The following is a 15,096-nucleotide window of genomic DNA, read 5'->3' on the forward strand; positions in this document are numbered from 1 at the left end:
GGCGTAGAGGTTACTGGTCCGACGAGAAGCGCACGGAGCCGTCCGGCAGCACGGCCCCGCACCAGATCCGTATCCCGGCACGCAGCTCGTTGTCCGCGCCCACCCGGGCGTGGTCGCCGATCACCGCGCCGTTCAGCACCGAGCGGGCACCGACCCTGGCACCGGCCCCGATCAGCGAGTCGGTGACCACCGCGCCGGGCTCGACGACCGCATGATCGAGGACGGTGCTGCCGTCGATCCTGGCGCCCTCGCCGACGACCGCGCCCGCACCGATGACCGTGCCGCCTGTCACCTTGGCGCCGGGGGCCACCGTGGCGCTGTCCAGGATCAGCCGGTCGCCGCAGCGGCCCGGTACGGCGGGCGAGGGGGCGTGGCCGAGTACGAGGTCGGCGGAGCCACGTACGAAGGCCTGCGGGGTGCCGAGGTCGAGCCAGTAGGTCGAGTCGACCATGCCCTGGAGGTGGGCGCCCGAGCCGAGCAGGCCGGGGAAGGTCTCCCGTTCCACCGAGACCGGGCGCCCGGCCGGGATGGTGTCGATGACCGAGCGCGTGAAGACGTACGCCCCCGCGTTGATCTGGTCGGTGACGATCTCCTCGGGTGTCTGCGGCTTCTCCAGGAAGGCCGTCACCCGGCCGGTGCCGTCCGTGGGGACGAGACCGAAGGCACGCGGGTCGTCCACCCGCGTCAGATGCAGGGAGACGTCGGCGCCCGAGGTCTCGTGGGTGGTGACGAGCGCCTCGATGTCGAGTCCGGTGAGGATGTCACCGTTGAAGATGAGGACCGGTTCGTCCGGCTCCGATTTCAGGCGCCCGGCGACGTTGCGGATGGCGCCGCCGGTGCCCAGCGGCTCCTCCTCGGTGACGTACTCCAGGTGCAGACCCAGGGCCGACCCGTCGCCGAAGTACGGCTCGAAGACCTCGGCGAGATACGACGTGGCGAGCACGATGTGATCGACCCCGGCGGCCCGCGCGCGGACGAGCTGGTGGGTGAGGAAGGGGACCCCCGCGGCCGGGACCATCGGTTTGGGTGTGTTGACCGTGAGCGGCCGCAGCCGCGTGCCCTTGCCGCCGACCAGGAGAATCGCTTCTGTCACCTTGACGTCTCTGCTTCCTGCTGGGGCGGGCCTTCGAACGGGCTGGCCAGTGTATGCAGACGGGTGAGGCGCGGGTGCGGGCAGGCCGTACGGAGTCGGTACGGCCGGCACGGCTGTCCTGGATGGTGTGGCTCGGCGGGCCCGGCCGGTGTGGCTGTCCTGGCCGGTGTGGCTCGGCGGGCCTGGCACGGCCCCGGCTGCGTGGCGGGCCTGCTGCTCAGCGGGGCCTGCTGCTCAGCGGGCCCTACTGCTCAGCAGCCCCTCGCCTCAGCAGCCTGTCGGTTCAGCGGCCCGTCGGTTCAGCGGCCCTGGTCCTTGGCGGCCGCGTCGCGGATCTCGCCGAGTTTGGCGTAGAGGCGGGCTCCCGGGCACTCGGTGGCGAATCCGTCCCGGTGCCCGGAGATCACATTCAGCTTCACCTCGTCGCCTTCCGGGTAGCGGTTGCCGCCGCCGGACACCAGCGTGGCCTTCCCCTTCGGGTCGGCGCCGGTCAGCCCGAGCTTCCACGCCGTGAAGTGCGAGAGGGCGGTGACGACGGCGGCCGGCGGTTCGGCCGATGTGAAGGTGCCGAGTACGGCGATGCCGGTGCTGTCGGTGTTGAACCCGAGAGTGTGGGCGCCCATCACCGGCTTGGTCACCCCGCCCGCGCGGCCCTCGTAGACCGTGCCGCACTTGTCGATCACGAAGTTGTAGCCGATGTCGCGCCAGCCGAGGCTCTTCACGTGGTAGCGGTACATGCTGCGCAGCAGTGCGGGCGACTGTGCGCAGGTGTAGTTGTTGCCGGTGGCGGTGTGGTGGACGAACGCGACCTTCACCGTGTCCGTGTAGCGGAAGGACGGCTCGCGGACCTTCTCGTCGGCGCCCCAGCCCTTACGGGTGACGATGCGCGGCCGGGGCGCGACATAGGGGGTCGCCCTGGCCCCGGTGGCCTCCAGCTCGGCCACGGTGGCCTCCTTGCTGAGGGCGGGCAGTTCGGTGGGGTCGGACTGGGCGGCGTGTTCGGGGCCTGCGGTGTTCGCGCCGGATGCGGTGGGGTCGGCCGCGGTCGGGTCGGTCGCCGTGGGGTCGGCCGCGGTCGGGTCGGATGCGGTCGGGTCGGTCGCCGTCGGGTCGGCAGCGGTCGGATCGGATGCGGTCGGGTCGGTCGCCGTCGGGTCGGACGCGGTTGGATCGGTCGCCGTGGGCTCGGTGGGCTTCGGCGTCGTCGGCTTCGGCTTCGGCTTCGTCGGCGTCGGATCGGGGCCCGGGTCCACGAGGTCCAGCCGCAGCCCCTCCGGGAGCGGGGTGGCCGCGGCGCGGGTGGAACCGGCGGGCGCCTTGGCCCGCACACGGACCTGGACGGCGTCCGAATTGCCCACCCAGAGCGGCGCGGTGGAGCCGCGCACGGCCGAGGACCTCGCCTCCGCCGTGCCCGGGTCGGCCGCGTGGTCCTCGTTCTGTGTCTCGACCGGCTGCCAGCCGGTCCAGGCCGTGGAGCCCACCGGCCGGGTCCGCACCTGGACGGTGCCGTCGAGGCGGGCGTTCTTGTCGTTCCAGACGACGCCGACCAGCGAGAACGGCTTGACCTTCTGCCGGGACAGCGCGGCGGTGGCCGAGGTGTCCGTGGAGCGGTCGGCGGAGACCGGAGCGATCCGCAGCGACTGGGTGGAGCCGGGGAACGGCGTGGCCGGCGGGTCGGTACGGGGCGTGGTCGCGCCGGCCGGTGCGGCGAACGGGAGGGTGAGCGCGGCGGCGCAGGCCACGGCGATCGAGGCGGAGAGCACGGAGGCAGTCATAGGAGCACGCATAGCAACGATTTGGACATAGCACCCTGCCACCGGCATCCCGGAACTGACGCCTCATCGGCCCACCGGCGCGGCCGGCCGGCCGCGGAATCCGCGGCGGCAGCCGTCTGCGGCCCCGCCCCGCGACGTACGCTTCGCGCATGACTGCCAGCGACCACACCCCTGCCGACCTGCTGCGATCCGCACTCGCCCTGGAACCGGCGCGCCCGCTCGTCACGTTCTACGACGACGCGACCGGCGAGCGCGTCGAACTTTCCGTGGCGACCTTCGCCAATTGGGTGGCCAAGACCGCGAATCTGCTCCAGGGCGAGCTGTCGGCCGAGCCCGGCGACCGGCTCGCGCTGCTGCTCCCCGCGCACTGGCAGAGCGCCGTGTGGCTGCTCGCCTGTTCGTCGGTGGGCGTGGTCGCCGACATCGGCGGCGACCCGGCCGATGCGGATCTCGTGGTCAGCGGCCCCGACACCCTGGAGCAGGCGCGCGCCTGTGGCGGGGAACGGGTGGCGCTGGCGCTGCGCCCGCTCGGTGGCCGTTTCCCGCAGCCGCCGGCCGGCTTCGCCGACTACGCGGTCGAGGTCCCCGGCCAGGGCGACCGCTTCGTGCCGTACGCCCCGGTCGACCCGGACGCGCCCGCGCTCGCGGTCGGCGGGACCGAACTGTCCGGTGCGCAAGTGGTGGAGCGGGCGATGCACGATGCGGCGGGCGTCGGACTCGCCCCGGGCGCACGGCTCCTTTCGGGACGGCCGTACGACAGCTGGGGCGGTCTCTCGACCGGGCTGTACGCACCGCTCGCGGCGGGCGCGTCGGTGGTGCTCTGCCGCAATCTGGACCAGCTGGCCGAGGGCGGTCTCGAACAGCGCGTCGAGACCGAGCGGGTCACCCACTCCGTCCCGCACTGACGCCCGCCAGGACCGACGCCCTCCCGCGCCCCCCACCCGGACCGACACCGCCCCGCACGGGCCCCGTCCCGGACCGACGCCGCCCCGCGCGCCCCCTCCCCGGACCCATTCCGCCCCGCACTGACGAGCGGGTCGCGTACGGCGCCACGCACGCGCCGGCCACCCGTCTGGCCCACCGCAGGACGAGCCCCCGGGAACACTCGCGGTCCGCGGTACATGATCGGGAGAGAGCACAACCAAGCGCGCGGTTCAGTCGTCTATCCGTTCGATCGGCGGCCCAGCGCGTCGCCGACTCCGTGAAGGATGGACGCAGACGTGACGGACAGTGCTGGCACGCCCGACGACGAGCCGCAGACGGACGCCCCGGACACTGATCCGTCGAAGGCCCCCGAGCCGCCGGACCGCCACCGACGGCACTGGGTGCGCTGGGCCGCGCTGGGGGTCGCGTTCGTCGTGCTCGTCGCCGCGGGCGTCGGCTGGTGGTTCTACAACAAGCTCGACCACAACATCAGGACGGACAACACCGCGACCGCGGAGCTGCGCGCGTACGAGAAGGAGCGCCCCGCGCCCGTCGCGGCCGGCGCCGAGAACATCCTGCTCATCGGGTCCGACTCACGCGCGGGCGACAACAAGAAGTACGGCAGGGACGAGGGTTCGCAGCGCTCGGACACCACGATCCTGCTGCATCTCGCGGCGGACCGGAAGAGCGCGACGGCGGTCTCGCTGCCGCGCGACCTGATGTCGCACGTGCCGAGCTGCATCAAGGCGGACAAGAGCCGTACGAAGAAGCAGTTCGTGCAGTTCAACTGGGCGTTCGAGATCGGCGGCACCGCCTGCACCGTCCGTACCGTGGAGAACATGACCGGCATCCGGGTCGACCACTACATGGTGGTCGACTTCGAAGGCTTCAAGGGCATGGTCGACGCGGTCGACGGCGTCCAGGTCTGCCTCAAGAAGCCGGTGGACGACAAGGACGCCCATCTGAAGCTGCCCGCGGGCCGCCAGACACTCAACGGGGAGCAGGCGCTGGGATATGTACGTGTCCGGCACTCCATCGGCAACGGCAGCGACACCGAACGCATGCAGCGCCAGCAGGAGTTCCTCGGTTCGCTGGTGAAGAAGGTGCAGAGCAACGGCGTCCTGCTCAACCCGACGCGGCTCTACCCGGTGCTGGACGCCGCGACCAAGTCGCTGACCACGGACCCCGGTCTGGACACGCTGAAGGATCTGTACGACCTGACCCGGCGGCTGCGCGACATCCCCACGGACAAGGTCCAGTTCCTGACGGTCCCGCGCGAGCCGTACACCGGCAACCGCGACCGCGACCAGCTGGTGCAGCCGGACGCGGACCGGCTCTTCAAACGGCTCCGCGAGGACGACCCGGTCAACGTCACCAAGGGCAGTACCGGCACCGCCGCGGGCACGCCGGGTGCGGAGAGCACCGGGGGCACCGCGGACGCCGACGGCAAGGGCAAGCCGTCTCCTTCGCCGCGGAGCACTTTCCCGGGGACGAATGCGGCAGCCGCGGCCTGTGGGTAAACAATTCCCAAATCCGCGTCCGCGGGGCATGTGGATTGAGTGGTATGCCCAGTTGTAAGCGCCAAGGAATACATCCCGGACGTCGCTCGACATTGACCCGGGCAGATAGTGTGACGCGATCCGGTGCGTCCGGCCATGTGGTCGCGCACTGCAGGACGAAAGACCGAGCGCCCGGGGGGAGGGCGCCTCGCGTGGCACCGACGGAGGACACAGGCAACCGTGGACGCGCATAGCCGTGGGCGGGACGATATCGACCCCGCAGACCAGTGGGTGCTCAACCCGGAAACCGGCAATTACGAATTGCGACTGAACCCCTCCGGACCGCAGTCGGGAGGCAGACAGTCATCCGGGCACGAATCCGCTCCCGCCCGGCCGCAGCGCAGGGACTCGGTGCCCGAACAGGCTTCCCGCAGGCGCTCGCAGCAGCAGGCGCCGCGCCGCGACGTGCCGGGCCAGCGCAGCCGCAGAGGATCGGGCGGCGGCGGGCAGGACGGCCGTCCCGGGGGCGGTCCTCAGGGTCCCGCGGGACGCCGTAAGCGCAAGCAGCAGAAGTCACGCAAGAAGAAGGCGCTGCTGTGGACCGGCGGTGTGGTGGCCTTCGTCCTCGTCGCCGGGTCCAGCGGGGCGTACCTGCTGTACCAGCACTTCAACAACAACATCAACAAGATCGACGTGGTCGGCGGCACTTCGGGCTCCACCAAGGACCGGGCCGTCAACATCCTGCTGATCGGTACGGACAAGCGCACCGGCAAGGGCAACGAGGGCTACGGGGACAAGGGCAGCGTCGGCCACGCCGACACCAACATCCTCTTCCATGTCTCCAAGGACCGGACCAACGCGACCGCGCTCTCCATCCCCCGGGACCTGATCACCGACATCCCGGACTGCCAGGTCAAGGAGCCGGACGGGACGACGAAGACGATCCCGGGCAGCTCGCAGGTCCGCTTCAACACCAGCCTGGGGCAGGACGACCGCGACCCCGGCTGCACCATGAAGACGGTCAAGGCGATAACCGGCCTGACGGTTGATCACTTCATGATGGCCGACTTCAACGCCATCAAGACGCTCAGCACCGCGGTGGGCGGCGTCGACGTCTGTGTGGCACACCCGGTGGACGACAAGGAGTCGCATCTCAAGCTCCCTGCGGGCAAGTCCAAGGTCGAGGGCGAGCAGGCGCTGGCCTTCGTCAGGACCCGGCACAGTTTCGGCAACCACGGCGACCTCGACCGCATCAAGGTGCAGCAGCAGTTCCTGGCCTCGCTGATACGCAAGATGACGTCGGGTGACACGCTCACCAGCCCCACCAAGCTCTACAACCTGGCCAATTCGGCGACCAAGGCGCTCACCGTCGACAGCGGCATCGGCAGCATCGACCACCTCAAGAGCCTCGCGATGGACCTGAAGTCGGTGGACCCGAAGAACGTCACCTTCACCACGCTGCCGGTCGTCGACAACCCGGCGGAGAAGACAGTCCACCTCACGGTCGTCCTGAACCCCACCCAGGCGGACCCGCTCTTCTCGATGATGCGCGACGACGTCTCGCTCACCGAGGTCAAGAAGGAGAAGAAGGAGGCCGCGAGCAAGCAGGAGGCGCTCCTCAAGGGGAAGCAGGCCAACGCCTCCGACGTCCGGGTGAAGGTGCTCAACGGCGGGGCCCAGGCGGGATCGGCGCAGACCACGCTGACCTGGCTGCAGAACACCGAGGGCGTGCTGAAGTCGGAGAACGGCGGCAACTACAAGCCCGATCTGGCCAAGACGACCCTCACCTACGCGCCGAACCAGGCCGACCAGGCCCGCAAGCTCGCCGACATCATGGGCCTGCCGGCAGCGGCGATGAAGCCCGGCACGAAGGACTCCGTGGGGCTCACCCCGATGACGCTGGTCCTCGGTGCGGACTTCAAGGCGGCCGGTACGCCGATCAGTGCGCCGACCAAGGCGCCGGCGGACATCCAGAAGGTCGAAGCAGACAAGACCATCTGCGCCAAGTGACACCAGGTCACCGGGGCATACGCAGACCTGAGCAACAGGGGGGACCTGGTGGGACAGAACAGCACGCGGGGGGAGGGGACTCGGCCTCGCGTTCCGGGCGCGGGGCAACTCGGCTGGGACGAGAGCCTCTACGAGGAGGGGGCCTCCCGACCGGCCCCCGACGCCCGGGCGGGCGGCGGCGCGGGCGGAGGCCGCAGGAAGCAGTCCCGGCGGCGGGCGCGGCGCGGGAAGCGCCGAATACTCCGCTGGGTGGCGGGCACCGTGGCGTTCCTCGTCATCGGCACGGCGGGCGCGGGATATCTCTACTACCGCCACCTGAACGGAAATCTGCAGAAGAGCGCCCTCAACCTGGGTGACCACCAGGCCCCGAAGACGAAGGCCAACGCGGCGGGCCAGACCCCGCTGAACATCCTGCTGATCGGCTCGGACGCACGGGACTCCAAGGAGAACCAGAAGCTCGGCGGCGCCAGGAACACCTTCGGCGGCACTCCCCTGGCGGATGTGCAGATGCTGCTGCACGTCTCGGCGGACCGCAGCAACATGTCGGTGGTCAGCCTGCCGCGCGACACCGTGCTGAAGATCCCCAAGTGCACGGACGAGAAAGGCAAGACCTACCCGGCGACGGGCTGGACGCTGGCCAACGAGTCGCTCGGCCGCGGCGGTCCCGGCTGCACCGTCGCCACCTGGGAGTCCCTCACCGGCATCCACATCGACCACTTCATGAAGATCGATTTCTCCGGTGTGGTCTCCATGGCCGACGCGATCGGCGGGGTGCCGGTCTGCGTGGACGCCAATGTGTACTCGCACACCCGCGACGGCCACGGCTCGGGACTCAAGCTGAAGAAGGGCATCACATCGGTCAAGGGGCAGCAGGCGCTCCAGTGGCTGCGGACGCGGTACGGATTCTGGCCGGACACCGACGTCGTACGGACCAAGGCCCAGCACGAGTACATGAATTCGATGGTCCGCCAGCTGCGCAAGGGCACCAAGCTCACCGACCCCGGCAAGCTCATGGACCTCGCGGAGGCGGCCACCAACGCGCTCAAGGTCGACAACGGGATCCGCGACATCAAGAAGCTGTACGACCTCGCGGGGGAGCTCAAGAAGGTCCCGACGGCGCGGATCACCATGACGACCATGCCGAACGTGAATTCCGTACGGCCCGGGTTCGAGGAGAAGGTCGACCCCAAGGCGGGCGACGCGGACAAGCTGTTCGCCATGGTCAGGAACGACACCCCGCTGGACGGCAAGGGATCGAAGAAGAAGAAGCCCGCCGAGAAGGTCTCGGACGACCCGGCGGCGCCCAAGGCCGAGATCGGTGTCACCGTGCGGAACGGCACGGGCGGTGACGGCGGGCTGCCGTCGAAGGGCCGGGCCGGGTCGGTCGCGGCGCTGCTGACGGGCCAGGGTTTCGCGCGCGCCGTGGCCGATCAGACGCTCGACCCGCAGAAGACGACCCAGGTGCTCTTCCCCGGCGCCGATCTGGAGGGCGACGCCCAGGCGGTGGCGAAGGCGCTGGGCGTGCCGCTGACGTCGGTGAAGAAGTCCACCGGGGTCACCGGGGTCACGGTGGTCGTGGGAAGCGACTGGCGTGAGGGGACGACGTACCCCAAGTCCACGGCGGACGACGGGAAGACGCCGGACTCGGCCAACGCGCTGCACGGGGACGACGAGTCGGCGTGCATGAACGTCGACAAGGCGTACACCTGGACCTCGTAGCCGGGTGAGCACAGCGGAAAGGGCCGGTCCCGGGCGCCTCACGGCGACCGGTCCGGCCCTTTCCGTCTCCCGTTTCCGTATCGCGCTGCCGTCTCCCGGACGGCGGCGCCCCGTGAGCCCCTCAGACGGCGGCGCGGACCGCCGGGCGGCGGCTGGCGATGACCTTGCGGGCCAGCGCGCGCGGGCTGGTCAGGAAGCCGAAGCCCCAGCACATGTGCATGGTGGCCAGGGCCACCGGAATCCGTACCCGAGCCTTCGGCGAGAGGCCCTTACCGGCCGGCAGTGAGCCCGCGACGATGGCCGCGACGTAGGCGGCCGGGACCAGGAAGGCCCACGGGGTGACGGCCGCGCCGACCACGATGCCCGCCGCGATCGCGCAGACCGCGGTCGGCGGGGCGAGGTAGCGGAGGTTGATCGAGCCCTCGTGGTAGCGGGCGACGACATGGCGCCAGCGGCCGTAGTCCTTGTACTGCTTGGCGAGCGCCCGGACCGAGGGGCGCGGGCGGTACTGGACGCGCAGCTCGGGCGAGAACCAGATGAGGCCGCCGGCCTCACGGATCCGGAAGTTCAGCTCCCAGTCCTGGGCGCGGATGAACTCCTCGTTGTATCCGCCCTGCTGCTCCAGCGCCTCACGCCGGAAGACCCCCAGATAGACGGTCTCGGCCGGGGCCGCCTTGCCGCCGGTGTGGAAGGCCGCGTTGCCGACGCCGATCCTGGAGGTCATCGCGGCGGCGACCGCGTCCTCCCAGGCGTTCTCGCCCTCGGCGTGCATGATCCCGCCGACGTTCATCGCGCCGGTCTCCTCCAGGAGGCGGACCGCGGTGGCGATGTAGTTCGGCGAGAGCATGCCGTGGCCGTCGACGCGCACCACGACGGGGTGGCTGGACGCCTTGATGGCGGCGTTGAGCGCGGCGGGCGTACGGCCGGTGGGGTTGGCGACGGTGTGGATCCTGGGATCCTCCCGTACCAGCTCGGCGGCGATCTCCTCGGTGCGGTCCGACGAGGGGCCCACCGCGATCACCACCTCCATCTCACCGTCGTACTCCTGCTCCAGGATGTGGCGGACCGAGTTGCGCAGATGCCGCTCCTCGTTGAGGACCGGCATGATCACAGAAACAGCGGGCGTGGCGTGCGTGGCGTCCATAGGACGGTCACGTTACCGCGAACGAGGGACACCGGGCGCGGCGGCCGGGTGGCCTGCCCGGGATGTTGATCACAGCGGCTTACGGTGGTCGCTTCTCCTGCCCGTCCGCCGCGGAGGTGTCCCAGTTTCTCCCGTGCCCCCGCCCCGTCGCAGAAGGCCGCCGCCGCGCCGCCCGCCCCGCCCCCGCTGGGGCATGCGCCTCACGACCGCCCTGTCCGTCCTGGTGCTGGGCGCCGGCGGGATCGGCCACGCGCTCGTCGGTGAGCTGGACGGCATCGGGCGTATCGACCCGTTCAAGGACATGAAGAATCGTCCCGCCCCGGGCCGCGGCATGAACGTGCTCCTCGTCGGCACCGACGGCCGCGACAAGATCACGCCGGCGGAGAAGAAGAAGTACCACCTGGGCGGCGCGCCCTGCCACTGCACCGACACGGTCATGCTCGTCCATGTCTCGGCGGACCGCTCCCGGGTGAGCGTCGTGAGCCTGCCCAGGGACAGCTACGCGGTGGTGCCCGAGCACACCGATCCGGTCACCAGGAAGCAGGTCACCGCCCATCCGGTCAGACTGAACGCGGCGTATGCGCAGGGCGGCCCCCAGCTCACGGTGGAGACCGTGGAGAAGATGACCGGTGTGCAGATCAACCACTATCTGGAGGTCGACTTCACGAGCTTCATGAAGACGGTGGACGTGCTCGGCGGCGTCGACATCTGCACGGCCCGCCCGCTGAAGGACTCCTACACCGGACTCGACCTGCCGGCGGGGACCAGCAAGCTGGACGGGGGCCAGGCGCTCCAGTACGTACGCTCCCGGCACCTCGACGCCGCGTCGGACCTGGGCAGGATGCAGCGCCAGCAGCGCTTCATGGCCTCCCTGATCGCCAGGGCGACCGGCAGCGGTGTGCTGCTGAACCCGGTGAAGTTCCGCGATGTGGCGTCCACGGTCTTCGGCTCGGTCCGGGCGGACAGGGGCTTCGGCCCGGACGAGATGCTCTCCATCGGGGAGGCGATGCGGGGCTTCAAGCCGTCGTCGTCGGAGTTCACCTCCGTACCCATCGGGCAGATGAACTACCGGGTCCCCGGCATCGGCTCGACGGTGAAGTGGGACCCCGCGAAGTCCGGGAAGCTCTTCAAGGAGATCCGCGAGGACGTGCCGATCGCGGTGCACAGGGCGTCGGAGGCGAAGGCCCGGACGGTGGACGTGCCGCCCGACCAGATCAGGGTCCAGGTGGCGAACGGCACATCGACCACGGGACTGGCCGCTCGCGCGGACAAGAGCCTGCGCGCCACCGGCTTCCTCTCCTCGGTCGCCGCCACGGCACCGGGCCACTCGGCCTCCGACGCCGCGCACACCGTCATCGAGTACGACCCGCGCTGGAACCGGTCGGTGCGTTCGCTCGCGGCGGCGCTGCCGCACGCGCAGCTGCGCGCGGTGGCGGGGATCGGCTCCACGCTCAAGGTGACGCTCGGCACGGACTTCAGAACGGTGACACCGGTCCGGGCGGACGAGCCGGACCCGGGCAGGTTCGCGGCGGTCACGGGCGATCAGGTGGCCTGCAAGTAGGGGCCCGGCCACGGGCCACCCGGTCGTCACGTGCCACCCGGTCGTCACGTGCCACCCCGTCGTCACGTGCCCCTCGGTCATCAGGGCCGGGGCGGTCCGCCTCCGGTGGGCTCAGTCGTCGATGCCGTCGGCGATGCGCTGCTCCCGTAGCTCCTTGATCGCGCGGCGCCGGGCCAGCCGGTGGGTGCGGCGGATCTGCGCCTCCTCGTAACGCCGCTTGTCACGCTCACTGCCGGGCAGCACCGGCGGTACGGCCCGGGGCTTGCCGTCCGCGTCGACCGCGGCGAAGACGAGGTACGCGCTGCCGACCTGCTGGGCCGGTGAGGACTCGTTCCACCGCTCGGCCAGGACCCGTACACCGACCTCCATCGAGGACCGGCCGACCCAGTTGACCTGTGCCTTCACATGGACCAGATCGCCGACCCGCACCGGTTCGAGAAAGACCATCTCGTCCATCGACGCGGTGACGGCGGGCCCGCCGGAGTGCCGGCCCGCCACCGCGCCCGCCGCGTCGTCCACCAGCTTCATGATCACGCCACCGTGCACGGTACCGAGCAGATTGGTGTCGTTGCCCGTCATGATGTGGCTCAGGGTGGTTCGTGAGGCCGAGGTGGGCTTGCCCGGAAGATCTGTCATACGTGCCACCTTAGAGCGGCCCGGCACCACGGGACTTTGCATCAGCTCTGCAACAGCACTGCCGCGATTCCACACCCGCCCTGTATTACATACGCACCGTGACGGCACACTGGTCCACATGGACGACAGGGACCGCTACGGACGTGGCAGTGAGAACGTGCAGCCCGAGGGCGCCCGGGTCATGCGGCACGTGCAGCGCCCGGCGCCTCCCGCCCAGCGGCAGTACGGCGGACGCCAGCAGGGACAGGGGTACGACGACGGGTACGACGACCCGTACGACAGTGGCTACAACACGGGCCAGGTCTACGGACAGGGCGGCCCCAGCGGACCCGGCAGCCGCAGAAGCCAGGGTGGCCAGGGCTACGGCGGCCCGCGCCCCAGCGCCCGCCCGGGTACCACGCCGAACTGGGGCCGCCGCATCAGGATCGGCGCGCTGGTCCTGGTGATCGCCTTCCTCGGGGTCTCCATCGGTACGTACTTCTGGGCGGACGGAAAGCTGCGCCGCGAGGTCGACCTGTCCAAGGTGATCGACCGCCCCGCCACCGGCAAGGGCACCAACTACCTCATCGTCGGCTCGGACAGCCGCGAGGGCATGTCGGCGGCCGACAAGAAGAAGCTGCACACCGGCTCCGCCGAGGGCAAGCGCACCGACTCCATGATCATCCTGCATGTCGGCGACCACGGGAACACGATGGTCTCGCTGCCCCGTGACTCGAACGTCACGATCCCGTCGTACAAGGGCTCCGACTCCGGCAAGCTCTACCCGAACACCGGCCGGCAGACGAAGCTCAACGCCGCGTACGCGGAGGACGGCCCGGAACTGCTGGTGCGCACCATCGAGTACAACACCGGTCTGCACATCGACCACTACGCGGAGATCGGCTTCGACGGCTTCGCGAGCATCGTGGACGCGGTCGGCGGTGTGGAGATGGACATTCCGCAGGCGTTCAAGGACAAGGACTCCGGCGCCGACTTCCCGGCGGGCAAGCAGACCCTCAACGGCAGCCAGGCCCTGGCCTTCGTCCGCACCCGGCACGCCTTCGCGGCCAGCGACCTCCAGCGCACGAAGAACCAGCAGAAGTTCCTGGCGGCCCTGGCCTCCCAGACGGCCACCCCCTCCACGCTCATGAACCCGTTCAAGCTCTACCCGGTGATGGGCGCGGGCCTGGACACGGTGATCGTGGACAAGGACATGAGCCTGTGGAACCTGGCGTCCATGTTCTGGGCGATGAAGGGGGTCTCGGGCGGTGACGGCAAGCAGATGAACATGCCGATCTCGGGCTCCACCGGCGGGAACCTGGTCTGGGACAAGACCAAGGTCAAGCAGCTGGTGCAGGAGATGAAGGACGACGACACGGTGACGGTCTCGGGCAACTGACACCCCGCACCCCGCAACAGGCCCCCGGAGACGGCTCCGGGGGCCTGTTCTGTCTCCTGCGCGCCGCCGCGTCCTGCGCGCCGCCGCCTTCGGCGCTACTCCGACTCCGCCCCCTGGGTGATCGTGCCCCACTCGTCCATCGTGGGGCGGATCTTGATGGGCTCCTGGATGTCCGTGTCCGAGCGGCGCGGGGGCTCGGGGCCGTCCGGGCCGATGCGCATCATGCGCTCCACCCGGACGATCTGGAAGCAGCGGCCCCTGACCCGCAGTTCATTGGGCCTGCGCTGCCGGGTGAACCTCTCGGCGGCCTTCGCGTACACCGCGGCGTCCCGTTCGCCGATCTCCCCGGAGACCGGCAGCGACTCGGTCAGATAGTGGACCAGCAGCCGCCTCGCCTCCTGCGGGGTGTCGCACTGCGCGCCCACCATCGACCACGAGTGCTCCTTGTGCTCCATGATCCGGAAAGCGACGGGCAGCAGCACCAGGCCCGGGTGGGTCGCCACCGCGCGCCGCGAGTCCGCCAGTACGTCGGGCGGGAAGCGCCGCGAGGTGTACGAGAGCGAGAGCAGGCCGACCCGGTCCATGCCCTCGGTCAGCCCGACCGCCGCGCTGTGGTCGATCACGAAGCCACTGGTGCGCGGCACCGGACGGACGGGTGGCTCGTCCCAGCCGTCCGTATCGACGTCGGTGGCCCTGGGCGGCTCCAGCCGGCCGCCGCCGATCCTGGCGAACTCGTCGGCGCGCACGATGCGGTAGCGAGTACCCCAGGCGGACACGGCGTTCACCGGTTCGGTCTCCAGCCGGGCCACCGCGGCGAGCAGTTCACGCCGTTCCAGATGGTCGTCGGTATCGTCCTTGGCCTTGAGCCAGAGGTACGAGTTGAGCTCGTCCCGGGCGTCCTGCGGATAGCCGGTGTCCATGCCGCCGAGCAGCCGCCACCGCGGCCGCTCGCCCCGCCGCTGCTCCGCGAAACCGAAGAGCGGGCCGCGCACCACGATCTCGCCGTAGGTGCGCGCCGACGCCATCGCGTCCAGCTCGGTGACTTCGGACACGGGGTCGTCCCGCCGCCGCACATTGATGAAGAACTGCCCCGGGGCCTGTGTCTGCTGCTCCTGCTCCTCCATGGCGACAGTGTGCAGGCGTCCGGTCACACCGGGCGAGGGAATGCCGAAAGAGGGTCCGCATCGGTGGGCGCTGCCGTATATCTGTCTGGTTCACGGCCGTGCGTACCCGGGATACCTGAGCCCGAAGGCCCCGCCCCCGGGGGGGGGGGGCGGGGGGGGGCGGGGGGGGGGCCCGCCGTGGGTGGGTGTGAGCCACTCGGCCGGGCGGGGGGCGCCGAGCACCCGCGCCGCGA

At 70.4% G+C, this 15,096-nt stretch carries 11 protein-coding genes; 6 read left to right on the forward strand and 5 right to left on the reverse strand.

Annotated features, from left to right (window positions below; genetic code table 11):
* Positions 1–10: 10 nt before the first annotated feature.
* Both ACFXBC_RS25050 and ACFXBC_RS25055 read right to left on the reverse strand, forming a co-directional pair.
* A complete protein-coding gene (locus tag ACFXBC_RS25050) occupies positions 11–1,093 on the reverse strand; it encodes a sugar phosphate nucleotidyltransferase (protein WP_385028587.1) in 1,083 nt (360 codons plus the stop codon).
* Positions 1,094–1,392: 299 nt separating this feature from the next.
* Positions 1,393–2,868, reverse strand: a complete 1,476-nt coding sequence (locus tag ACFXBC_RS25055) for an N-acetylmuramoyl-L-alanine amidase (protein WP_385028590.1) — start codon at positions 2,866–2,868, stop codon at positions 1,393–1,395.
* A gap of 149 nt (positions 2,869–3,017) precedes the next feature.
* On the opposite strand from ACFXBC_RS25055, the gene ACFXBC_RS25060 reads away from it, so the two are divergent.
* From ACFXBC_RS25060 to ACFXBC_RS25075, 4 genes are all read left to right on the forward strand, one after another.
* The gene (locus ACFXBC_RS25060; RefSeq protein ID WP_385028593.1) at positions 3,018–3,773 is read left to right on the forward strand and encodes a TIGR03089 family protein; all 756 of its coding nucleotides are present in this window, start codon (positions 3,018–3,020) and stop codon (positions 3,771–3,773) included.
* A gap of 303 nt (positions 3,774–4,076) precedes the next feature.
* On the forward strand, positions 4,077–5,312 hold the full coding sequence (locus ACFXBC_RS25065; protein ID WP_385028596.1) for an LCP family protein: 1,236 nt from the start codon (positions 4,077–4,079) through the stop codon (positions 5,310–5,312).
* A 219-nt stretch (positions 5,313–5,531) separates the two neighbouring features.
* A complete protein-coding gene (locus ACFXBC_RS25070) occupies positions 5,532–7,301 on the forward strand; it encodes an LCP family protein (protein WP_385028599.1) in 1,770 nt (589 codons plus the stop codon).
* A gap of 48 nt (positions 7,302–7,349) precedes the next feature.
* Entirely contained in the window at positions 7,350–9,020 is a 1,671-nt protein-coding gene (locus ACFXBC_RS25075; RefSeq protein WP_385028602.1) for an LCP family protein, read from the forward strand.
* Between the two features lie 121 nt (positions 9,021–9,141).
* Here the strand turns inward: ACFXBC_RS25075 and ACFXBC_RS25080 are convergent, their stop codons facing one another.
* Positions 9,142–10,164 carry a glycosyltransferase family 2 protein gene (locus ACFXBC_RS25080; protein ID WP_385028605.1) on the reverse strand — a complete coding sequence of 341 codons (1,023 nt, stop codon included), beginning with the start codon at positions 10,162–10,164 and terminating at the stop codon, positions 9,142–9,144.
* Between the two features lie 193 nt (positions 10,165–10,357).
* On the opposite strand from ACFXBC_RS25080, the gene ACFXBC_RS25085 reads away from it, so the two are divergent.
* Positions 10,358–11,725, forward strand: coding sequence for an LCP family protein (locus ACFXBC_RS25085; RefSeq protein WP_385028608.1), 1,368 nt, complete (start codon positions 10,358–10,360; stop codon positions 11,723–11,725).
* A gap of 111 nt (positions 11,726–11,836) precedes the next feature.
* Here ACFXBC_RS25085 and ACFXBC_RS25090 read toward each other — a convergent pair whose 3' ends face one another.
* Entirely contained in the window at positions 11,837–12,361 is a 525-nt protein-coding gene (locus ACFXBC_RS25090) for an acyl-CoA thioesterase (protein ID WP_385028611.1), read from the reverse strand.
* 118 nt (positions 12,362–12,479) lie between these two features.
* On the opposite strand from ACFXBC_RS25090, the gene ACFXBC_RS25095 reads away from it, so the two are divergent.
* Positions 12,480–13,739, forward strand: coding sequence for an LCP family protein (locus ACFXBC_RS25095; protein WP_385028614.1), 1,260 nt, complete (start codon positions 12,480–12,482; stop codon positions 13,737–13,739).
* Positions 13,740–13,834: 95 nt separating this feature from the next.
* On the opposite strand, the gene ACFXBC_RS25100 is transcribed toward ACFXBC_RS25095, so the two are convergent.
* A complete protein-coding gene (locus ACFXBC_RS25100) occupies positions 13,835–14,863 on the reverse strand; it encodes a DUF5954 family protein (protein WP_385028617.1) in 1,029 nt (342 codons plus the stop codon).
* Positions 14,864–15,096: the final 233 nt, after the last annotated feature.

The organism is Streptomyces sp. NPDC059398, assembly GCF_042751845.1.
GTDB lineage: Bacteria > Actinomycetota > Actinomycetes > Streptomycetales > Streptomycetaceae > Streptomyces.